The 19,988-nt window shown below is 66.3% G+C and carries 14 protein-coding genes; 5 read left to right on the top strand and 9 right to left on the bottom strand.

What is annotated here, in order from left to right; all coding sequences use genetic code 11:
- Positions 1-48 precede the first annotated feature (48 nt).
- The 9 genes from MXC11_RS00390 to mtnA form a co-directional block, all read right to left on the bottom strand.
- A complete protein-coding gene (locus MXC11_RS00390) occupies positions 49-363 on the bottom strand; it encodes a DUF2288 domain-containing protein (RefSeq protein WP_250003781.1) in 315 nt (104 codons plus the stop codon).
- A 102-nt stretch (positions 364-465) separates the two neighbouring features.
- Positions 466-2,142 (bottom strand): 30S ribosomal protein S1, encoded by a 1,677-nt coding sequence (gene rpsA, locus MXC11_RS00385; protein WP_250003779.1) that lies wholly within the window; start codon positions 2,140-2,142, stop codon positions 466-468.
- Positions 2,143-2,268: 126 nt separating this feature from the next.
- The gene (cmk, locus tag MXC11_RS00380) at positions 2,269-2,958 is read right to left on the bottom strand and encodes a (d)CMP kinase (RefSeq protein WP_250003777.1); all 690 of its coding nucleotides are present in this window, start codon (positions 2,956-2,958) and stop codon (positions 2,269-2,271) included.
- Positions 2,955-5,192 (bottom strand): bifunctional prephenate dehydrogenase/3-phosphoshikimate 1-carboxyvinyltransferase, encoded by a 2,238-nt coding sequence (locus tag MXC11_RS00375; protein ID WP_462938079.1) that lies wholly within the window; start codon positions 5,190-5,192, stop codon positions 2,955-2,957. The genes cmk and MXC11_RS00375 overlap by 4 nt, the downstream gene beginning before the upstream one ends.
- Positions 5,185-6,297 carry a histidinol-phosphate transaminase gene (gene hisC, locus MXC11_RS00370; protein ID WP_250003773.1) on the bottom strand — a complete coding sequence of 371 codons (1,113 nt, stop codon included), beginning with the start codon at positions 6,295-6,297 and terminating at the stop codon, positions 5,185-5,187. The genes MXC11_RS00375 and hisC overlap by 8 nt, the downstream gene beginning before the upstream one ends.
- 63 nt (positions 6,298-6,360) lie before the next feature.
- Positions 6,361-7,458 (bottom strand): prephenate dehydratase, encoded by a 1,098-nt coding sequence (pheA, locus tag MXC11_RS00365; protein WP_250003771.1) that lies wholly within the window; start codon positions 7,456-7,458, stop codon positions 6,361-6,363.
- Entirely contained in the window at positions 7,458-8,543 is a 1,086-nt protein-coding gene (gene serC, locus MXC11_RS00360) for a 3-phosphoserine/phosphohydroxythreonine transaminase (protein WP_250003769.1), read from the bottom strand. Before serC ends, pheA begins: the two co-directional genes overlap by 1 nt.
- Positions 8,544-8,594: 51 nt before the next feature.
- Positions 8,595-11,372, bottom strand: coding sequence for a DNA gyrase subunit A (gene gyrA, locus MXC11_RS00355; protein ID WP_250003767.1), 2,778 nt, complete (start codon positions 11,370-11,372; stop codon positions 8,595-8,597).
- 114 nt (positions 11,373-11,486) lie between these two features.
- Positions 11,487-12,563, bottom strand: a complete 1,077-nt coding sequence (mtnA, locus tag MXC11_RS00350; protein WP_250003765.1) for an S-methyl-5-thioribose-1-phosphate isomerase — start codon at positions 12,561-12,563, stop codon at positions 11,487-11,489.
- Positions 12,564-12,686: 123 nt separating this feature from the next.
- Between mtnA and MXC11_RS00345 the strand changes: the two genes are divergently transcribed.
- The 5 genes from MXC11_RS00345 (at position 12,687) to MXC11_RS00325 (ending at position 19,953) form a co-directional block, all read left to right on the top strand.
- Positions 12,687-14,021 (top strand): TRZ/ATZ family hydrolase, encoded by a 1,335-nt coding sequence (locus MXC11_RS00345; RefSeq protein ID WP_250003764.1) that lies wholly within the window; start codon positions 12,687-12,689, stop codon positions 14,019-14,021.
- Between the two features lie 84 nt (positions 14,022-14,105).
- Entirely contained in the window at positions 14,106-14,804 is a 699-nt protein-coding gene (gene ubiG / locus MXC11_RS00340; protein ID WP_250003762.1) for a bifunctional 2-polyprenyl-6-hydroxyphenol methylase/3-demethylubiquinol 3-O-methyltransferase UbiG, read from the top strand.
- 5 nt (positions 14,805-14,809) lie between these two features.
- Positions 14,810-15,481 (top strand): N-acetylmuramic acid 6-phosphate phosphatase MupP, encoded by a 672-nt coding sequence (gene mupP, locus MXC11_RS00335; protein WP_250003761.1) that lies wholly within the window; start codon positions 14,810-14,812, stop codon positions 15,479-15,481.
- A gap of 120 nt (positions 15,482-15,601) precedes the next feature.
- Complete coding sequence (locus tag MXC11_RS00330; RefSeq protein WP_250003759.1) at positions 15,602-16,342, top strand: YciK family oxidoreductase; 741 nt, start codon at positions 15,602-15,604, stop codon at positions 16,340-16,342.
- A 137-nt stretch (positions 16,343-16,479) separates the two neighbouring features.
- Entirely contained in the window at positions 16,480-19,953 is a 3,474-nt protein-coding gene (locus MXC11_RS00325) for a hybrid sensor histidine kinase/response regulator (RefSeq protein ID WP_250003757.1), read from the top strand.
- Positions 19,954-19,988 lie beyond the last annotated feature (35 nt).

The raw sequence follows: 19,988 nt of genomic DNA, 5'->3' as shown, positions 1-19,988 counted from the left end.
AATCAGAGCAGGCGCCTAACCAGGGCAGGTGCCCGCGAGGGGTGTTTTTCAGTGCATCGTCGGCGGCGTGTCACGCTGCTGCACCAGCACCCAGGGCGCAACGACCACCGCCCACAGCCGGGGCGCCTGCTGCTCGAAGGTCTGAGCATCCTCCACCGCCATGCGCCGCACCTCGCCGCTGTTCAGCCAGTAGCTGACCTGCTCACGACGATCCTCGGCAAACGCCTCGGCCACCGCGATCAGATCCAGACTGTCGGCGACGCAGAGCACATTGCCGCGGGCAAAGAACGGCTGCAGCTCCGGCCAGGACAGGGTGGCGGTTTCACCCAGCAGCTTGAGGTAAAGGGGCGTGTGTTCGCTCATGGCAATCACCTGTGACGATCGGGGCGGCCATGATAGCGGGCAAATGGCTGCGGGCACGAAAAAGGGCGACCGAAGTCGCCCTTTTTCAGATCAAGCCAGAACTCAGTTCTGGTTGCTCATCTGAGCCTTGATCAGGTCACCGATGGTGGTCGGGCCAGCGCTGACGTCCTGCTTGCGCAGGGCCGACATGGCTTCCTTCTCGTCATCGACGTCCTTGGACTTGATCGACAGGCCGATCACGCGGGACTTGCGGTCCACGCTGATGATCTTGGCTTCGACTTCGTCGCCTTCTTTCAGCACGTTGCGGGCATCTTCGATGCGGTCGCGACTGATTTCCGAGGCCTTGAGCTGACCTTCGACTTCGGTCGCCAGGGTGATGACGGCGCCCTTGGCGTCGACTTCCTTGACGATACCGCGGACGATGGCGCCCTTCTCGTTCAGGTTGGCATAGCTGGAGAACGGATCGTCTTCCAGCTGCTTGATGCCGAGGGAGATGCGCTCACGCTCCGGATCGACCGACAGGATGACGGTTTCCAGCTCGTCGCCCTTCTTGAAGCGACGCACGGCTTCTTCGCCGGCTTCGTTCCAGGAAATGTCGGACAGGTGAACCAGACCGTCGATACCGCCGTCCAGACCAATGAAGATACCGAAATCGGTGATCGACTTGATGGTGCCGGAGATGCGGTCGCCCTTGTTGAACTGACCGGAGAACTCTTCCCACGGGTTCGGCTTGCACTGCTTGATGCCGAGGGAGATGCGGCGACGCTCCTCGTCGATGTCCAGCACCATGACTTCCACTTCGTCGCCGACATTGACGACCTTCGACGGGTGGATGTTCTTGTTGGTCCAGTCCATTTCGGAGACGTGTACCAGGCCTTCCACACCCTCTTCCAGCTCGGCGAAGCAGCCGTAGTCGGTGAGGTTGGTGACGCGGGCCTGCACGCGGGTGCCTTCCGGATAGCGCGCCTTGATGGCGACCCACGGATCTTCACCCAGCTGCTTGAGACCCAGGGAGACGCGGTTGCGCTCACGGTCGAACTTCAGCACCTTGACATCGATCTCGTCGCCAACATTGACGATCTCGGACGGATGCTTGATGCGCTTCCAGGCCATGTCGGTGATGTGCAGCAGACCATCGACGCCGCCCAAGTCAACGAACGCACCGTAGTCGGTGAGGTTCTTGACGATACCTTTGACCTGCTGGCCTTCCTGCAGGGATTCCAGCAGGGCTTCGCGCTCGGCGCTGTTCTCGGCTTCCAGCACGCTGCGACGGGAAACGACAACGTTGTTGCGCTTCTGGTCGAGCTTGATGACCTTGAACTCCAGCTCTTTGCCTTCCAGGTGAGCGGTATCGCGCACCGGACGGACGTCGACCAGCGAACCCGGCAGGAACGCGCGGATGCCGTTGATGTCGACGGTGAAGCCACCTTTGACCTTGCCGTTGATGATGCCCTTGACCACTTCCTCGGCAGCGAACGCAGCTTCCAGAACGATCCAGGATTCGGCGCGCTTGGCCTTCTCGCGGGACAGCTTGGTCTCGCCGAAGCCGTCTTCCACCGCGTCCAGAGCAACGTGCACTTCGTCACCGACCTTGATGGTCAGTTCGCCCTGCTCGTTGTAGAACTGCTCGACCGGGATGACACCCTCGGACTTGAGGCCGGCGTGGACGGTCACCCAGTCACCGTCGATATCGACCACGATGCCGGTGATGATGGCACCCGGCTGCATGTCGAGGGACTTCAGGCTTTCTTCAAAAAGTTCTGCGAAGCTTTCGCTCATGTTCATACCTGTTGATCAAGGACACGCCAACCGTGCCCGATCCGTACCACCAGTCGGTACGGGTTTGTTGTATTGAAAGGAGTCAGTGCGGGAAGTGGACTGGTTTCCCGCCTGCTCGCTGGAGCCTCAGACCAGGCCGCGGGCGGCGGCTTCGGTCAGGATGCGCTCCAGAACCTGCTCGATCGAGAGCGTCGTGGAATCCAGCTGTACGGCATCGGCGGCCGGCTTCAGCGGAGCGACAGCGCGATGCATGTCACGCGCATCGCGCTCACGAATCTCTTCTAGCAGACTGCGCAGGTTAACATCGGCCACCTTGTCCTTCAACTGCAGGTAGCGCCGACGGGCACGCTCCTCGGCGCTGGCGGTGAGAAAAACCTTCAGCGGCGCATCGGGAAATACCACGGTACCCATGTCGCGGCCATCAGCGATCAGCCCCGGCGCGACGCGAAAATCGCGCTGACGCTGCAGCAGCGCTGCGCGCACCGCCGGCAGCGCCGCGACCTGGGAGGCGCCGGCGCCGGCCTGCTCGGTGCGCAGCTCGTCACCGACCTCCACGCCCTCCAGCAGGATGCGCTGGCCATGCAGCCCAGCCTCGGCCGCGACAAAACGCACGTCCAGCTGGGCACCCAGCGTGCCGAGCGCCGCGTCATCGTCCAGGGAGATGCCGCGCCGCTGCGCTGCCAGGGCCAGCAACCGGTACAGCGCACCGGAGTCCAGCAGGTGCCAGCCCAGCTGACGGGCCAGCAAGCTGGCCACGGTGCCCTTACCGGAGCCGCTTGGCCCGTCAATGGTGATCAGCGCGCAGGCCTCGCTCATGCCTGCCCTTCCCGCGCGACCCGCACCCCGACCTGTGCACAGAGGTCGAGGAAGTTGGGGAAGGAAGTGGCGACGTTGGCGCAGTCGTGGATGCGGATCGGCGCACTGGCGCGCAGTGAGGCAATGCTGAAGGACATGGCAATCCGGTGATCGCCATGCGCCCAGACTTCGCCACCGCCGATCGGGCCACCGTCGATGATGATGCCATCCGGGGTCGGCTCGGCCTTGACGCCGCAGGCGATCAGGCCATCGGCCATCACCTGGATGCGATCCGATTCCTTGACCCGCAGCTCCTCGGCACCGCGCAGCACCGTGCGCCCTTCGGCACAGGCCGCGGCGACGAACAGCACCGGGAACTCGTCGATCGCCAGCGGTACCAGCGTTTCGGGGATCTCGATGCCTTTGAGCTTGGCCGAACGCACGCGGATATCAGCCACCGGCTCGCCGCCGACCACGCGCTGATTTTCCAGGCTGATATCGCCCCCCATCAGCTTGAGGATGTCGATCACGCCGGTACGGGTCGGGTTGATGCCGACATGCTCGAGCACCAGCTCCGAGCCCTCGGCAATGCTCGCCGCGACCAGGAAGAAGGCCGCCGAGGAGATGTCCGCCGGCACCTCAATACGGGTCGCCGAGAGGCGGTGACCGCTCTCGACAGTCGCCGTCGCGCCCTCGACCTGCACCGGGTAGCCAAAGCCCTGCAGCATGCGCTCGGTGTGATCACGGGTCGGCGCAGGCTCGGTCACCGAGGTCTGGCCAGCGGCATATAGACCGGCCAGCAACAGGCAGGATTTGACCTGGGCACTGGCCATCGGCATCTCGTAGTGCATGCCGGTCAGCGCCTGGCCGCCCTTGATGTTCAGCGGCGGACGGCCTTCCGGACCGGTCTCGATCACCGCGCCCATCTCGCGCAGCGGCTTGGCCACGCGATTCATCGGCCGCTTGGACAGCGAGGCATCGCCGGTCAGCACGGTGTCGAACGGCTGCGCTGCCAGCAGGCCCGAAAGCAGGCGCATCGAGGTGCCGGAGTTGCCCATGTACAGCGGGCCAACCGGCGCCTTGAGGCCATGCAGGCCGACGCCGTGCACGGTCACCCGGCCATGGTGCGGACCTTCGATCACCACGCCCATGTCGCGGAACGCCTGGATGGTGGCCAGCGCATCCTCACCCTCGAGGAAACCCTCCACCTCGGTCACGCCCTCGGCCAGCGAGCCGAGCATGATCGAGCGGTGGGAAATGGATTTGTCGCCCGGAACGCGGATACGTCCGCTCAGGCTGCCGCCCGGCTGGGCGAGGAAGATCAGGTCGTTGGAATGCATGGCGTCCACATAGGCCCGGCGGGCCAGGATTTTGCTGAAATGCTCGCGGGCCACCCGGGCACGGGTAAACACACCGAGCAGATGATGCCCGTCGCCCCCGGCGACGGCGCGGCGCAGCTGATCCAGATCGCCCTGGAAGCGATCAAGAATCCGCAGCACCGCCTCGCGGTTGGCCAGGAAGATGTCGTGCCACATCACCGGATCACTACCGGCAATGCGGGTGAAGTCGCGAAAACCGCCCGCGGCGTAGCGGAAGATGTCGAGGTTGTCGCTCTGGTGGGCCAGCGAATCAACCAGCCCGAAGGCCAGCAGGTGCGGCAGATGGCTGGTCGCGGCCAGCACCTCGTCATGGTGCTCGACCGCCATGTGCTCGACATCCGCGCCCAGCGCCTGCCACAGCCGATCCACCGTGGCCAGCGCGCCCGCATCGGTCTCGGCCAGCGGGGTGAGGATCACCTTGTGCCGGCGATAGAGGCTGGCATTGGCGGCCTCGACCCCGCTCTGTTCGGAGCCGGCAATCGGGTGTCCGGGCACGAAATGCCTGATCCGCTCGCCCAGCACCGCCCGGGCCACCCGCACGATGCTGCCCTTGGCACTGCCGGCGTCGGTGAGAATCGCATCCTGCAGATCCAGCGCCGCCAGCTGGCCCAGCACCCGTTCCATGGCCAGCAGCGGCACCGCCAGCATGATCACCTCGGCACCGACACAGGCACTGGCCAGATCCGCCTCGCTGCGATCGACTACCCCCAGCTGCACGGCCAGGCGCCGCGACTCGGCATCCAGATCGACGCCGACCACCTCGCGACACACCCCGCGCTCACGCAGACCGCGGGCAAAGGAGCCGCCGATCAGGCCCAGCCCGACCACCACCAGCCGGCCGATCAGCGGCTTGGGGCTGCCTTGGCGCTCAGTCACCACCGAGCACCTCGGCCAGCGCGGCGAGGAAGCGGGCATTCTCGGCTTCGGTACCGATCGAGACCCGCAGGAAGGTCGGCAGGCCATAACCAGCAATCGGTCGCACGATCACCCCGCGCTCCAGCAACGCACGATTGATCGGCGCCGCATCACACCCGAAGTCCACCGCCAGGAAGTTACCGCGCGAAGGAATCCACGCAAGCCCCAGCGCCTCTAGCCCGGCTTCCAGCTGGGCCATGCCGGCGGCATTGACTCGGCGGCCTTCGGCCAGATACTCGGTGTCTTCCAGCGCCGCATAGGCCGCCACCAGCGCGAGGCTGTTGACGTTGAACGGCTGGCGCACGCGGTTGAGCACATCGGCCACCTGCGCACTGGAAGCGGCATAGCCGACACGCAAGCCGGCCAGCCCGTAGGCCTTGCACAGGGTGCGGGTGACGATCAGGTTCGGGTAGCGGGCCAGATACTCAAGGCCGTTGGGCAACTCGGAACCCTCGGCAAATTCGATATAGGCCTCATCCAGCACCACCAGCACATGGGCCGGCACGCGGGACAGGAACGACTCCAGCGCCTGCGGGCCGAACCAGGTGCCGGTCGGGTTGTTCGGGTTGGCGACGAACACCACGCGGGTGTTGGCGTCGATGGCGGCCAGCATGGCCTCCAAATCATGGCCATAGTCCTTGGCCGGCACCGCGCGCCCCTCGGCCCCGGTGGCCTGGGTGGAGATCGGATAGACGGCGAAGGCGTACTGGCTGAACACCGCATTCAAGCCCGGTGCGAGCCAGGCGCGGGCGATCAGGTCCAGCACGTCATTGGAGCCATTGCCGAGGGTGATCTGCTCGGGCGCCAGGCCAAAACGCTGGCTCAGCTTGGCTTTGAGCGCATAGCCGCTGCCATCGGGATAACGGGTGATGTCCGCCAGTTCGGCGCGAATCGCTGCCAGCGCCTTCGGCGAGGGGCCGAGCGGGTTCTCGTTGCTGGCCAGCTTGACGATACCAGCCGGATCAAGATTCAGCTCACGGGCCAGCTCATCGACCGGCTTGCCTGGCACATAGGGGGAGAGTTTCTGCACACCCGGCACGGCCAGGGCGAGGAAGTCACAGCTCATCGAGGAGTCTCCGGCGGGATCGGTGGCCGCAGGCAGCGCCGTGCGGCCATCAGGGGGGATGATTTACAGGACAGCGCGCGGGTAGGAGCCCAGCACCTTGAGGGCGACCGTCTCCTCGGCCAGCTGCTCCAGCACACCCTTGACCAGCGGATCGTGCTGGTGACCGGCAAAATCGATGAAGAAGACATAGGTCCACTTGCCACTGCGCGAGGGGCGCGTCTCGATGCGGGTCAGGTCGATGCCGTTGGCGTGGAACGGTGCCAAGAGGTCATGCAGCGCGCCCGGCTTGTTGCTGGTGGAGACGATGATCGAGGTCTTGTCGTCGCCGGTCGGCGGCACGGTCTGATTGCCGATGATCAGAAAACGGGTGGCGTTGTCCGGGCGATCCTCGATTTTCTCCGCCAGCTTGCGCAGGCCATACAGCTGGGCCGCCATGTCGCCGGCAATCGCCGCGCTGCTCCACTCGCTCTTGACCCGCCGCGCCGCGTCGGCGTTGCTGGAGACCGCCACTCGCTCGACATTCGGGTAATGGGCATCCAGCCACTTGCGGCACTGGGCCAGCGACTGGGCGTGGGAGTAGATGCGCGAGATCTTGTCGGTCTGGGTGGTCTCACCGACCAGCAGGTGATGATGGATACGCAGCTCCACCTCGCCGCAGATCTGCAGATCATGCTCCAGGAAGCTGTCCAGGGTGTGGTTGACTGCGCCCTCGGTGGAGTTTTCCACAGGCACCACGCCGTAATTGACCGCACCGGCCACCACCTCGCGGAACACCTCGTCGATGGCCGCCATCGGCTGGCTGTGCACCGCATGGCCGAAGTGTTTGAGCGCCGCGGCCTGGGTGAAGGTACCTTCCGGGCCGAGATAAGCGACCCGCAGCGGGTGCTCAAGCGCCAGGCAGGAGGACATGATCTCGCGGAACAGCCGCGCCATCTCCTCATTACCCAGAGGGCCGGGATTCAGCGCCATGATGCGCTTGAGCACCGCCGCCTCGCGCTCAGGACGGTAGAACACCACCGACTCACCCGCCGGCAGCGCAGCGGTCTTGACCCGCGCCACCTCTTCCGCGCAGCGTGCCCGCTCGCTGATCAGCTGGAGAATCCGCTCATCGAGGCTGTCGATGCGCAGGCGCAGGGCCTGCAGCTGTTCCTGCTCGCTCATCAGGCATGCTCCTTCTCGAACTCGGCCATCCAGTCCACCAGCGCCTCGACGGCATCCAGCCCGACCGCGTTGTAGATCGAGGCGCGCATGCCGCCCACCGAGCGATGGCCCTTGAGGTTGAGCAGGCCACGCGCTTCGGCACCGGCCAGGAAGGCCTTGTCGAGCTTCTCGTCAGCCAGGCGGAACGGCACATTCATCCACGAGCGGGCGTTATGGGCCACCGGGTTGCTGTAGAAGTCGCTGGCATCGATGGCGCCATACAGCAATTCCATCTTGGCGCGGTTGCGCTGCTCCATCGCCTCCAGGCCGCCCTGCTCCTTGATCCACTGGAACACCAGACCCGACAGGTACCAGGAGAAGGTGGCCGGGGTGTTGTACATCGAGCCGTTGTCGGCGGCGACCTTGTAGTCGAGCATGGTCGGGCAGAGCGAGCGGGCACGACCGAGCAGGTCTTCACGGATGATCGCCACCACCAGACCGCTCGGGCCGATGTTCTTCTGCGCACCGGCGTAGATCATGCCGTACTGCGAGACATCGATCGGCCGGGAGAGGATGTCCGAAGACATGTCACAGACCAGCGGCACGTCACCGGTTTGCGGCACCCAGTCGAACTGCAGGCCGCCGATGGTTTCGTTGCTGCAGTAGTGCACATAGGCGGCATCCGCCGAGAGCTGCCAGTCGTTCTGACCGGGGATGGCGAAGTAGTCGTAGGGCTTGGCGCTGGCGGCTACCTGGATGCGGCCAAAGCGCTGGGCTTCTTCGATGGCCTTCTTCGACCAGATGCCCGTCTCGATGTAATCGGCCACCCCCGACTCGGGGAGCAGGTTGAGGGGAATCGCCGCAAACTGCTGGCTGGCGCCGCCCTGCAGGAACAGCACCTTGTAATCCTTGGGCACCGCCAGCAGGTCACGCAGGTCCTGCTCGGCCTGCTCGGCGATGGCCACGTATTCCTCGCTGCGGTGGCTCATTTCCATCACCGACAGGCCACGGCCCTGCCAGTCCAGCAGTTCAGCCTGGGCGCGCTCGAGCACGGCAGTGGGAAGGGCGGCTGGGCCGGCACAGAAGTTATGGACTCGCTTGCTCACGTCTGTCTCTCTCAATTCACCGAAGGGCCGCTGCACCGGCAGCGGCGGCACTCAATCCGCTACAGGGCGCTCGCCCTGTTCCACCGGGGCCGGCGATGCCGCCTCGGCCTCTGCAGCTGTCGCCGCGAGGGCGTCAGGCTCTGTCACCTCAAAGGCCTCGTCACCGTCCTCGGACGGCTCCTGCACGCGCTCAAGGCCCACCAGCGTTTCGCCCTCGGCCAGCTTGATCAGGGTCACGCCCTGGGTATTGCGGCCAAGCAGCGAGACCTCGCTCACCCGGGTACGCACCAGGGTGCCCTGATCAGAAATCAGCATGATCTCCTCACCGTCCTGCACCTGGATGGCACCGATCAGCGCCCCGTTGCGCTCGTTGACGACCATGGCGATCACGCCCTGACCACCCCGCCCGCGACGCGGGAACTTGCTCAGCGGGGTGCGCTTGCCATAGCCGCGCTCGGCGGCGGTGAGGATCTGCGCACCGGATTCGGGGATCAGCATGGAAATCACCCGCTGCCCCTCGCCCAGCTTCATGCCGCGCACGCCACGGGCGTTACGGCCCATGGTCCGCACCACGCTCTCGGCAAAGCGGATCACCTTGCCGGCGCTGGAGAATAGCAGCACTTCCTTGGCGCCATCGGTGATCGCCGCGGCGATCAGGGTGTCGCCCTCGACCAGCTCCAGGGCAATCAGGCCGGCCTTGCGCGGACGGCTGAACTGCACCAGCGGCACCTTCTTCACCGTACCGAAGGCGGTAGCCATAAGGATGTAGGCACCGTTTGGCTCGGCTTGCAGCTCGGCGGTATCGCCCTCGGCATCCTCGACCGCCTCAGCGGCTTCGACCAGTTCACCCTCGATGACGGTGGTTTCGCCGTCCAGATCATCCTCGCTGCCAGACTGCTGCAGGGCTTCCAGATCGACCTGCAGCATCGCGGTGATGCGCTCGCCCTCGGAAAGCGGCAGCAAGTTGACCAGCGGCCGGCCGCGCGCGGTGCGCGAGGCCTCGGGAATTTCAAAGGTGCGCAGCCAGTAGACCTTGCCCTTGCTGGAGAACAGCAGCAGCGTGGCATGGCTGTTGGCGACCAGCAGGTGCTCGATGTAGTCCTCGTCCTTGACCCCGGTCGCCGACTTGCCGCGCCCACCACGGCGCTGCGCCTGGTAGGTGGCCAGCGGCTGGCTCTTGGCGTAGCCGCCGTGGGAGATGGTCACCACCCGCTCCTCTTCCGGGATCAGGTCGGCAACGGTCAGATCTTCCTGGGTGGCGCGGATCTCGGTGCGCCGGGCATCGCCGAAGTCGGCCCTGACCTTCTCCAGCTCCTCGCGGATCACCTCCATCAGCCGCTCGGGGCTGGTGAGGATGCGGAGCAGCTCGCCGATCTGGGCGAGGATGTCCTGATACTCGGCAAGCAGCTTATCCTGCTCAAGGCCGGTCAGCCGGTGCAGACGCAGCTCGAGAATCGCCTGAGCCTGCTCGGGGGACAGGTAATACTGGCCGTCGCGCAGACCGTACTGCGGGTCCAGATCGTCCGGACGGCAAGCATCGGCGCCCGCGCGCTCGACCATCGCCTGCACCGCGCTGGAGGCCCAGCCGGTGGCGATCAGTCGCTCGCGGGCCTCGGCCGGGGTTGGCGAGGCCTTGATCAGCTCGATCACCGGATCGATGTTGGACAGCGCCACCGCCTGACCTTCGAGGATATGGCCGCGCTCGCGGGCCTTGCGCAGCTCGTAGACGGTGCGGCGGGTCACCACTTCACGGCGGTGACGGACGAATACCTCAAGCATGTCCTTGAGATTCAGGGTGCGCGGCTGGCCATCGACCAGCGCCACCACGTTGATGCCGAACACGCTCTGCATCTGGGTCTGGGCGTAGAGGTTGTTGAGCACCACCTCCGGCACCTCGCCGCGGCGCAGCTCGATGACCACGCGCATGCCGTCCTTGTCCGACTCATCGCGCAGCTCGCTGATGCCCTCGAGCTTCTTTTCCTTGACCAGCTCGGCGATCTTCTCGATCAGCCGCGCCTTGTTCAGCTGGTACGGCAGCTCGGTGATCACCAGCTGCTGGCGACCGCCCACCTTGTCGACGTCCTCGATCTCGACACGCGCGCGCACATAGATGCGCCCGCGCCCGGTGCGATAGGCCTCGATGATCCCGGCGCGGCCGTTGATGATCCCGGCGGTGGGGAAGTCGGGGCCGGGGATGAACTGCATCAGCTCATCGACCGAGAGCTCTGGATTCTCGATCAGCGCCAGGCAGCCCTCGATCACCTCGGAGAGGTTGTGGGGCGGAATATTGGTCGCCATGCCCACCGCGATACCGCTGGAGCCGTTGACCAGCAGGTTGGGGATGCGGGTCGGCATCACCGCCGGAATCAGCTCGGTGCCGTCGTAGTTGGGCACCCAATCGACGGTTTCCTTCTCCAGATCGGCGAGCAGCTCATGGGCCAGCTTGGCCATGCGCACTTCGGTGTAACGCATGGCGGCGGCGTTGTCGCCGTCCACCGAACCGAAGTTGCCCTGCCCGTCCACCAGCATGTAGCGCAGCGAGAACGGCTGTGCCATGCGCACGATGGTGTCGTACACCGCGGTATCGCCGTGCGGGTGGTACTTACCGATCACATCACCCACCACACGGGCGGATTTCTTATAGGGCTTGTTCCAGTCGTTGCCCAGCTCGCTCATGGCGAACAGCACGCGCCGGTGTACCGGCTTGAGGCCATCACGGGCATCCGGCAGTGCGCGGCCAACGATCACGCTCATGGCGTAGTCGAGGTAGGACTGCTTCAGCTCGTCTTCGATATTGACCGGGAGGATTTCTTTGGCCAGTTCACCCATGAGAAGCCGGATTCCTTTGTTCTGGGCGGGCGGCGCACCGGCCCTGCCTGCTTTGAAAAATAACGCGAGAGCTTACCACAGGCCGCTGCCGAGGGCTTCACGCGACCTGCGCGTTCAATGTGCCGGCGCAGCGCGCATCAGCCGCTGCAACTGCTGACGATCCGGCCGCTCGATGACCCCGCGCTCGGTCACCAGCGCATCGATCAGCCGGGCCGGCGTCACATCGAATACCGGATTGATCGCCTCAACCTCAGCGGCCACCGGCTGCCCGGCCAGCCTCAGCAGCTCCTCGCCGCTGCGCTGCTCGATGGGAATGTCCTCGCCCCGCTCGATGCTCATGTCGATGGTCGAGGTCGGCGCCACTACCATGACCCGCACCCCGTGATAGGCCGCGCATACTGCCAGCTGGTAGGTGCCAATTTTGTTGGCCACATCACCACAGGCCGTGATGCGGTCGGCACCGACAATCACCCAGCGGATGTCGCCCTGCTGCATCAAATACGCCGCCGCGGCATCAGCATTCAGCGCCACCGGAATCCCCTCGCAGGCCAGCTCCCAGGCGGTCAGCCGGGCGCCCTGCAGCCAGGGGCGAGTTTCATCGGCATGGACCCGCGCCACCAGCCCGTCCAGCGCGGCGGCGCGAATCACCCCCAGCGCCGTGCCAAAGCCGCCGGTAGCCAAGGCGCCGGCGTTGCAGTGGGTGAGCAGTGCCTGCGGGTGCGGATGATGGCGACGGATCAGCGCTGCGCCCAGCTCGGCCATGCGCAGGTTGGCCTCGCGGTCCTCGCGGTGGATGGCGATCGCCTCCTGCTCGATGCGCTGCAGCTGCTCGGCCGCCTCACCCGGCTGCGCCACACAGGCCTGCATGCGCGCCAGCGCCCAGAACAGGTTCACCGCGGTGGGCCGCGAGGCGGCGAGCAGAGCCAGATCAGCCGCAAACGCCGACGGGCACAGCGCCCCCGACTGCAGATGCTGGCGTGCCGCCAGCGCCACGCCGTAGGCCGCAGCGATACCGATGGCCGGGGCGCCGCGCACCACCATGTCGCGGATCGCCGCGGCCACCGCGCCGGCATCGCGGCACTCCAGCCAGCGCTGGATATGGGGCAGGACGCGCTGATCCAGCAGGCGCAGCACACCCGGCTGCCAGTCGAGGGCAATGATCTGTTCGGCGGCCAGCAGCTGCTCGCGCATGACAGGCAATCTCGTGAAGAAAGGGGGCGTGCAGTATAGCGAGCGGCCCCGTGTTCCGGTGCTTCAAGGCGCTTCGGCCAGGCGCTACACTGCCTCACTCGAATCTTCCGGACACCTGCCCCGATGCCCGCCTCTGCCGCCCCACTGCCGCCCCTGGATCTTCTGCTGTTCCCCGAATGGATCGTGCCGGTCGAGCCGGCCGGCGTGGTGCTGCGCGAGCATGCGCTGGGCGTGCGTGAGGGGCGCATTGTGCTGATCGCGCCACGTCAGCAGGCCCGCACCCTGCAGGCAGCACAGGTGCTCGAACTGCCCGGCATGCTGCTCGCCCCCGGGCTGGTCAACGCCCACGGCCATGCGGCGATGAGCCTGTTCCGTGGTCTGGCTGATGATCTGCCGCTGATGAGCTGGCTGCATGAGCACATCTGGCCGGCCGAGGCCAAGTGGGTCAGCGAGGAGTTCGTGCGCGACGGCACCGAGCTGGCAATCGCCGAGCAGGTGCTGGGCGGCATCACCGCCTTCTCCGACATGTACTTCTTCCCCGAGGTGGCCAGCGCAGTCGCCCATGCCGCCGGAGTGCGCGCCCAGATCACTGTGCCGGTCATCAACTTCCCGGTGCCCGGCGCCCACAACACCGACGAGGCACTGCGTCACGGCCTGGAACTGCTCGCGGACCTGCGCCATCACCCGCGCCTGCAGGTGGCCTTCGGCCCCCATGCGCCCTACACCGTCGATGATGCGCGCCTGGAGCGGGTGCGGGTGCTGGCCGAGCAGCTCGATGTCGGCATCCATATGCACGTGCATGAAACCGCCGTCGAGGTGCGGCAGGCGCTCGAGCAGCACGGTGAGCGGCCGCTGGCGCGGCTGGCCCGCCTGGGTCTGCTCGGCCCGCGCTTTCAGGCCATCCACATGACCCAGATCGACGAAGCGGATCTGGCCCTGCTGGTCCAGCACAACGTCAGCGTCGTGCATTGCCCGGAATCCAACCTCAAGCTGGCCAGCGGCTTCTGCCCGGTGGAGCGGCTCTGGCAGGCCGGCGTGAATGTGGCGATCGGCACCGACGGTGCAGCCAGCAACAACGATCTGGACCTGCTCAGCGAAACCCGCACCGCCGCGCTGCTGGCCAAGGCGGTGGCCGGCTCCGCCACCGCGCTCGATGCGCACCGCGCGCTGCGCATGGCCACCCTCAACGGCGCCCGGGCGCTGGGCATCGACACGGACTGCGGCTCACTGCAGGTGGGCAAGAGTGCCGATCTGGTGGCCTTTGACCTCTCGGGCCTGACCCAGCAACCGGTCTACGATCCGGTCTCGCAGCTGATCTACGCCAGCAACCGCAGCTGCGTGCGGCATGTCTGGGTCGCCGGCAAGCCGCTTCTGGACAATGGTCAGCTGACCCGCCACGACAGCGCGGCGCTCAGCGCCCGCGCCCGCGCCTGGGGGCAACGCATCGCCCGCGCCTGAGGCGTCACCGGCACGCCCCAAGGGCGGCTAAAACTGGCAAGATAGCGCCCCGAAGCCTTCAGCCTTGCCAACGGAAGCCGCACCATGAGCAACGTCGATACCGCCGAAATCGCCAAGTTCGAAGCCCTCGCCCACCGCTGGTGGGACCGTGACAGCGAATTCCGCCCCCTGCATGAAATCAACCCGCTGCGGGTCAACTGGATCGATGAGCGGATCGATCTGGCCGGCAAGCGCGTGCTGGACGTCGGCTGCGGCGGCGGCATCCTCAGCGAGGCGATGGCCCAGCGTGGGGCCACGGTCACCGGCATCGACATGGGCGAGGCGCCGCTGGCGGTCGCCCGCCTGCACCAGCTGGAGTCGGGCGTCAGCGTCGAGTACCGGCAGATCACTGCCGAGGCGCTGGCCGAGGAGCTGCCCGGCCAGTTCGATGTGGTCACCTGCCTGGAAATGCTCGAACACGTCCCGGACCCGGCCTCGGTGATCGCCGCCTGTGCCCGGCTGGTCAAGCCCGGTGGCCAGGTGTTCTTCTCCACCATCAACCGCAACCCCAAGGCCTGGCTGCTGGCGATCATCGGCGCCGAGTACATCCTCAAGCTGCTGCCGCGCGGCACCCATGACTTCAAGAAATTCATCCGCCCCTCGGAGCTGGGCGCCTGGAGCCGCAACGCAGGGCTTGAGGTGCGCGATATCATCGGTCTGACCTACAACCCGCTGACCAAGATCTACAAGCTGGGCAGCGATGTGGACGTCAACTACATGATCCAGACCCTGCGCCAGGAGTGAAGCCGATGCGTATCCGCGCCGTGCTGTTCGACATGGACGGCACCCTGCTCGACAGTGCCCCGGATTTCATCGCCGTCTGCCAGGCCATGCGCGCCGCGCGTGGTCTCGCGCCTGCCGAGGAGGCGGCGATTCGCGCCGTGGTCTCTGGCGGTGCGCGCTCGATGGTCTGCAGCGCTTTTGGCATCGACGACAGCCACCCGGATTTTGCCCTGCTGCGCGATGAGTTCCTTGAGCGCTACCAGCAGCACTGCGCGGTGCTGACCCGCCCGTTCGCCGGCATCAGCGAATTGCTCGATGACCTGGAACGCGCCCACCTGCGCTGGGGCGTGGCCACCAACAAGCCGCTGCGCTATGCCGAGCCGATCATGCAGGCGCTGGGCCTTGCCGAGCGTGCCGCGGTGCTGGTCTGCCCGGAGCATGTCAGCCGCAGCAAGCCGGACCCGGAGATGATCACCCTGGCCTGCCAGCAACTGGCACTCAATCCCGCCGAAGTGCTGTATATCGGCGACGATGCCCGCGATATCGAAGCCGGCCGCGCCGCAGGTACCCGCACCGCCGCGGTGCGCTATGGCTATATCCACCCGGATGATCACCCGGCGCACTGGGGCGCGGATCTGTTGATCGAGCGCTCCCAGGAGCTGCGCCAGGTGCTCGACCGAGTGCTCTGCGGCTGCTGAGTTCCAGAGCCGCGCCTGCGACTTGTGCCGCATGGCCGCCCAGCGTGGCCTGGGCGACACTGCAGGCTTCTCCGGCCGGCCCTGGCGCCGGCCTTCTGCTGATTCATCGAGGTTTCGTTCATGTTCCAGTACAGCGCCCGCCCGGATCTGCTCAAGGATCGCGTCATTCTGGTTACCGGCGCCGGTCGTGGCATCGGGACCGCGGCGGCCCGCAGCTTCGCCGCCCACGGCGCCACAGTGATCCTGCTTGGCAAGACCATCGAGCATCTCGAGGAGGTGTACGACCAGATCGAGCAGGCCGGCGGCCCGCAACCGGCAATCTTCCCGTTCAATCTGGAGACCGCCCAGCCGCACCAGTACGACGAGCTGGCGGCGACCATCGAGCGCGAGTTCGGCCACCTCGATGGCCTGCTGCACAATGCCGCAATCCTCGGCCCGCGCACGCCGCTCGAGCAGTTCTCCGGCGATCACTTCATGCGGGTCATGCAGGTCAACGTCAACGCGGTGTTCATGCTCACCAGCGCCCTGCTGCCGCTGCTCAAGCTGTCCCGGGATGCCTCGGTGATCTTCACCTCCAGCAGCGTCGGTCGCAAAGGGCGCGCCTACTGGGGCGGCTATGCCGTGTCCAAGTTCGCCAACGAGGGGCTGATGCAGGTACTGGCGGATGAGCTGGATGGCATCAGCCATGTGCGCGCCAACAGCCTCAACCCCGGCGCGACCCGTACCGGAATGCGCGCCCAAGCCTATCCCGGTGAAAATCCGGCCAGCAACCCGGCACCCGAGGCGATCCTGCCCGTCTACCTGTACCTGATGGGCCCGGACAGCGCCGGGGTCAACGGCCAGGCCTTCGACGCCCAGTAACCCTTCGCCCCGCCGGGCAGGATGCGCCGCCAAGGCCCGGCGCAGAGCCTTCGCCGGCCCCAGACCTTGGTCGCAGTGGCCTGACGGACGCAGGCTTTGCTGCCACACTCTGCAGGCCTTGCCTGTTCGGAGTTCCCATGTCGTTGTCCAGCGCCCTGCTTGCCGCGGTCGCCCTGCTGTATATGGCCCTGCTGTTTGCCATCGCCTTCTGGGGCGACCGGCGCCGCGCCGAGTTGTCGCCGCGTCTGCGCGGCTGGGTCTACAGCCTGTCCCTGGCGGTGTACTGCACCAGCTGGACCTTCTTTGGTGCGGTCGGTCAGGCGGCTGAGCAGTTCTGGGCGTTCATCCCCATCTATCTTGGTCCGCTGCTGCTGCTCCTGCTGCTGCCGCAGGTGCTGGCCAAGATGATCCTGATCAGCAAGCAGGAAAACATCACCTCGATCGCCGACTTCATCGCCGCGCGCTACGGCAAGTCGCAGACGCTGGCGGTGGTGGTGGCGCTGATCTGTCTGGTCGGGGTGCTGCCCTACATCGCCCTGCAGCTCAAGGGCATCGTGCTGGGTGTCAACCTGCTGACCGGCCTTGAGGCCAACACCAGCAGCGCCCGCGCCCAGGACACCGCGCTGCTGGTCTCGCTGGTGCTGGCGCTGTTCACCATCCTGTTCGGCACCCGCAACCTGGATGTCACCGAGCACCACCGCGGCATGGTACTGGCGGTGGCGTTCGAATCGATCGTCAAGCTGCTGGCCTTCATGGCCGTGGGCGCTTATGTCACCTGGGGGCTGTTCGACGGTTTTGACGACCTGTTCAGCCGTGCCCGCAATGCCGTCGCCCTGGAGCCATACTGGGACCAGTCGGTGAACTGGGTGGCCCTGCTGGGGCAGACCGGGGTGGCGATGATGGCGATCATCTGCCTGCCGCGGCAGTTTCACGTCACGGTGGTGGAGAACACCGAGCCTGCCGATCTGAACATGGCGCGCTGGGTGTTCCCGCTGTATCTGCTGCTGGCGGCGCTGTTCGTGCTGCCGGTTGCGCTGGCAGGGCAACTGCTGCTGCCAGATGAGGTCGTCCCCGACTCCTTCGTACTCAGCCTGCCGCTGGCGCACGCGCAGTCGGCGCTGGCGCTGCTGGCCTTTATCGGCGGTGCCTCGGCGGCCACCGGCATGGTGATCGTCGCTGCGGTGGCGCTGTCGACGATGATTTCCAACGACATGCTGCTGCCCTGGCTGCTGCGCCGCCACAGCGCTGAGCGGCCTTATGAGGCATTCCGGCACTGGCTGCTCTCGGTGCGGCGCATCAGCATCGTCGCCCTGCTGCTGCTGGCCTATGTGATCTACCGGATGATGGGGCCGAACATCAGCCTGGCCAGCATCGGTCTGGTGGCGTTTGCCGCCATCACCCAGCTCGCCCCGGCGATGTTCGGCGCGCTGTACTGGAAGCAGGCCAACAGCACCGGGGTATTCGCCGGGCTGATCGTGGGCGGGCTGCTGTGGCTCTACACCCTGCTGCTGCCGGTGATCGCCACGGGGCTCGGCTGGTCGATCGCCCAATGGCCGGGCCAGGCCTGGCTGAGCGGGCACGCCTTCGGCCTGCCAATGGATGCCCTGACCCAGGGCACGCTGCTGTCACTGTGCGGCAACTTCCTGGTGTTTGCCGTGGTGTCCTGGCTGTCGCGCACCCGCGTCTCCGAGCACTGGCAGGCCAGCCGCTTTGTCGGTCAGGAGGCCTCGGTACGCCCCAGCCCGCGCATGCTGCTCACCGTACAGGTGCAGGATCTGCTGATGCTTTCGGCGCGTTTTGTCGGCGAGGAGCGCGCCCGGCAGAGCTTCATCCGCTTCGCCTATCGCCAGGGCAAGGGCTTTAGCCCCGGACAGACCGCCAGCGGCGAGTGGATCGCCCACACCGAGCGACTGCTGGCCGGGGTGCTCGGCGCGTCCTCGGCCCGCGCGGTGGTCAAGGCGGCCATCGAAGGGCGCGAGATGCAGGTCGAGGATGTGGTGCGCATCGTCGATGAAGCCTCCGAGGTGCTGCAATTCAACCGCGCGCTGCTGCAGGGGGCGATCGAGAACATCACCCAGGGCATCAGCGTGGTCGATCAGGCGCTGCGTCTGGTGGCGTGGAATCGCCGCTATCTGGAAATCTTCGACTACCCCGAGGGGCTGATCCAGGTCGGCCGACCGATTGCCGATATCATCCGTTTCAATGCCGATCGCGGCCTGTTCGGCGCTGGAGACCCTGAATTGCAGGTCGCCAAGCGCCTGTACTGGATGCGTCACGGCACCGCCCACAGCTACGAGCGCACCCTGCCCGATGGCAGGGTGATCGAGCTGATCGGCAACCCGATGCCCGGCGGGGGCTTTGTGATGTCGTTCTCCGATATCACCGCGTTCCGCCAGGCAGAAAAGGCCCTCAAGGAAGCCAACGAGAGCCTGGAGCAGCGCGTGGCCGAGCGCACCCGGGAGCTGTCGGCGCTCAACGAACAGCTCTCCGAGGCCAAGGCCCGCGCCGAGCTGGCCAACCAGTCGAAGACCCGCTTCCTTGCCGCGGTCAGCCATGACCTGATGCAGCCCTTAAACGCCGCGCGGCTGTTCTCGGCGGCGCTGGCCCATCAGGACGGCCTGCAGGACGAGGTGCAGGATCTGGTCCGCCACCTCGACTCCTCACTGCGCTCGGCAGAAGACCTGATCAGCGACCTGCTGGACATCTCGCGCCTGGAGAGTGGCCGCTTCACCCCCGAGCGCAGCGCCTTCAGCGTGGACAGCCTGTACGAAGCGCTCGGGGTCGAGTTCCGGGCGCTGGCGCAAGAGCAAGGCATCGATCTGCACATCCGCGGCAGCCACCTGCGCATCGACAGCGACATCAAGCTGCTGCGCCGGGTGCTGCAGAACTTCCTGACCAATGCCTTCCGCTACGCCAAGGGGCATGTGCTGCTCGGCGTGCGCCGCGAGGGGTGCCACCTGCGCCTGGAGGTCTGGGACCGCGGCCCGGGGATTGCCGCCGACAAGCTCAAGGTGATCTTCGAGGAGTTCAAGCGGCTGGACAGCCACCAGACCCGCGCCGAAAAGGGGCTGGGGCTGGGGCTAGCGATTGCCGATGGCTTCTGCAAGGTGCTGGAGCACAAACTGGAGGTCCGCTCCTGGCTCGGGCATGGCAGCGTGTTCAGCGTGCGGGTGCCGCTGGCTCGCGAGCATGCCGTGCAACAGCAGCCGCGCAGCCAAGAAACCGCTGGCCAGTCACTGAATGGCGCGCAGGTGTGGTGCATCGACAACGAGGATAGCATCCTCACCGGCATGCGCAGCCTGCTCAGCCGCTGGGGTTGTCAGGTGAGCCTGGCCCGCACCCGCGCCGATTGCGCAGCCCTGCTCGCCCGTGGCGAGCGGCCGGAGCTGGTGTTGGTCGACTTCCACCTGGATGAAGGCGAAACCGGTGTGGCGCTGATCGGCTGGCTGCGGGCGCGGCTCGGCGAGCCGGTGCCGGGGGTAGTGATCAGCGCCGATGCTCGCCCAGAGCTGATCGCCGAGGTGCATGCTGCGGGGCTCGACTACCTGAGCAAGCCGGTCAAGCCGGCGGCGCTGCGGGCGCTGATCAGCCGGCATCTGACCCTGCGCTGAAAGCACGCGGCGCCTAGACTGAAGCTTGGATGCTT

The organism is Pseudomonas eutrophicaquae (assembly GCF_023544715.1).
GTDB lineage: Bacteria > Pseudomonadota > Gammaproteobacteria > Pseudomonadales > Pseudomonadaceae > Geopseudomonas.
This window is presented reverse-complemented; position numbering and strand designations above follow the sequence as displayed.

Coding starts and splice junctions, on each gene's coding strand:
- hisC (WP_250003773.1), bottom strand. CDS start 6,297: ATGAGCTGTGACTTCCTCGCCCTGGCCGTGCCGGGTGTGCAGAAACTC.
- mupP (WP_250003761.1), top strand. CDS start 14,810: ATGCGTATCCGCGCCGTGCTGTTCGACATGGACGGCACCCTGCTCGAC.
- mtnA (WP_250003765.1), bottom strand. CDS start 12,563: ATGCGCGAGCAGCTGCTGGCCGCCGAACAGATCATTGCCCTCGACTGG.
- MXC11_RS00325 (WP_250003757.1), top strand. CDS start 16,480: ATGTCGTTGTCCAGCGCCCTGCTTGCCGCGGTCGCCCTGCTGTATATG.
- rpsA (WP_250003779.1), bottom strand. CDS start 2,142: ATGAGCGAAAGCTTCGCAGAACTTTTTGAAGAAAGCCTGAAGTCCCTC.
- ubiG (WP_250003762.1), top strand. CDS start 14,106: ATGAGCAACGTCGATACCGCCGAAATCGCCAAGTTCGAAGCCCTCGCC.
- gyrA (WP_250003767.1), bottom strand. CDS start 11,372: ATGGGTGAACTGGCCAAAGAAATCCTCCCGGTCAATATCGAAGACGAG.
- cmk (WP_250003777.1), bottom strand. CDS start 2,958: ATGAGCGAGGCCTGCGCGCTGATCACCATTGACGGGCCAAGCGGCTCC.
- MXC11_RS00345 (WP_250003764.1), top strand. CDS start 12,687: ATGCCCGCCTCTGCCGCCCCACTGCCGCCCCTGGATCTTCTGCTGTTC.
- MXC11_RS00390 (WP_250003781.1), bottom strand. CDS start 363: ATGAGCGAACACACGCCCCTTTACCTCAAGCTGCTGGGTGAAACCGCC.
- pheA (WP_250003771.1), bottom strand. CDS start 7,458: ATGAGCGAGCAGGAACAGCTGCAGGCCCTGCGCCTGCGCATCGACAGC.
- MXC11_RS00330 (WP_250003759.1), top strand. CDS start 15,602: ATGTTCCAGTACAGCGCCCGCCCGGATCTGCTCAAGGATCGCGTCATT.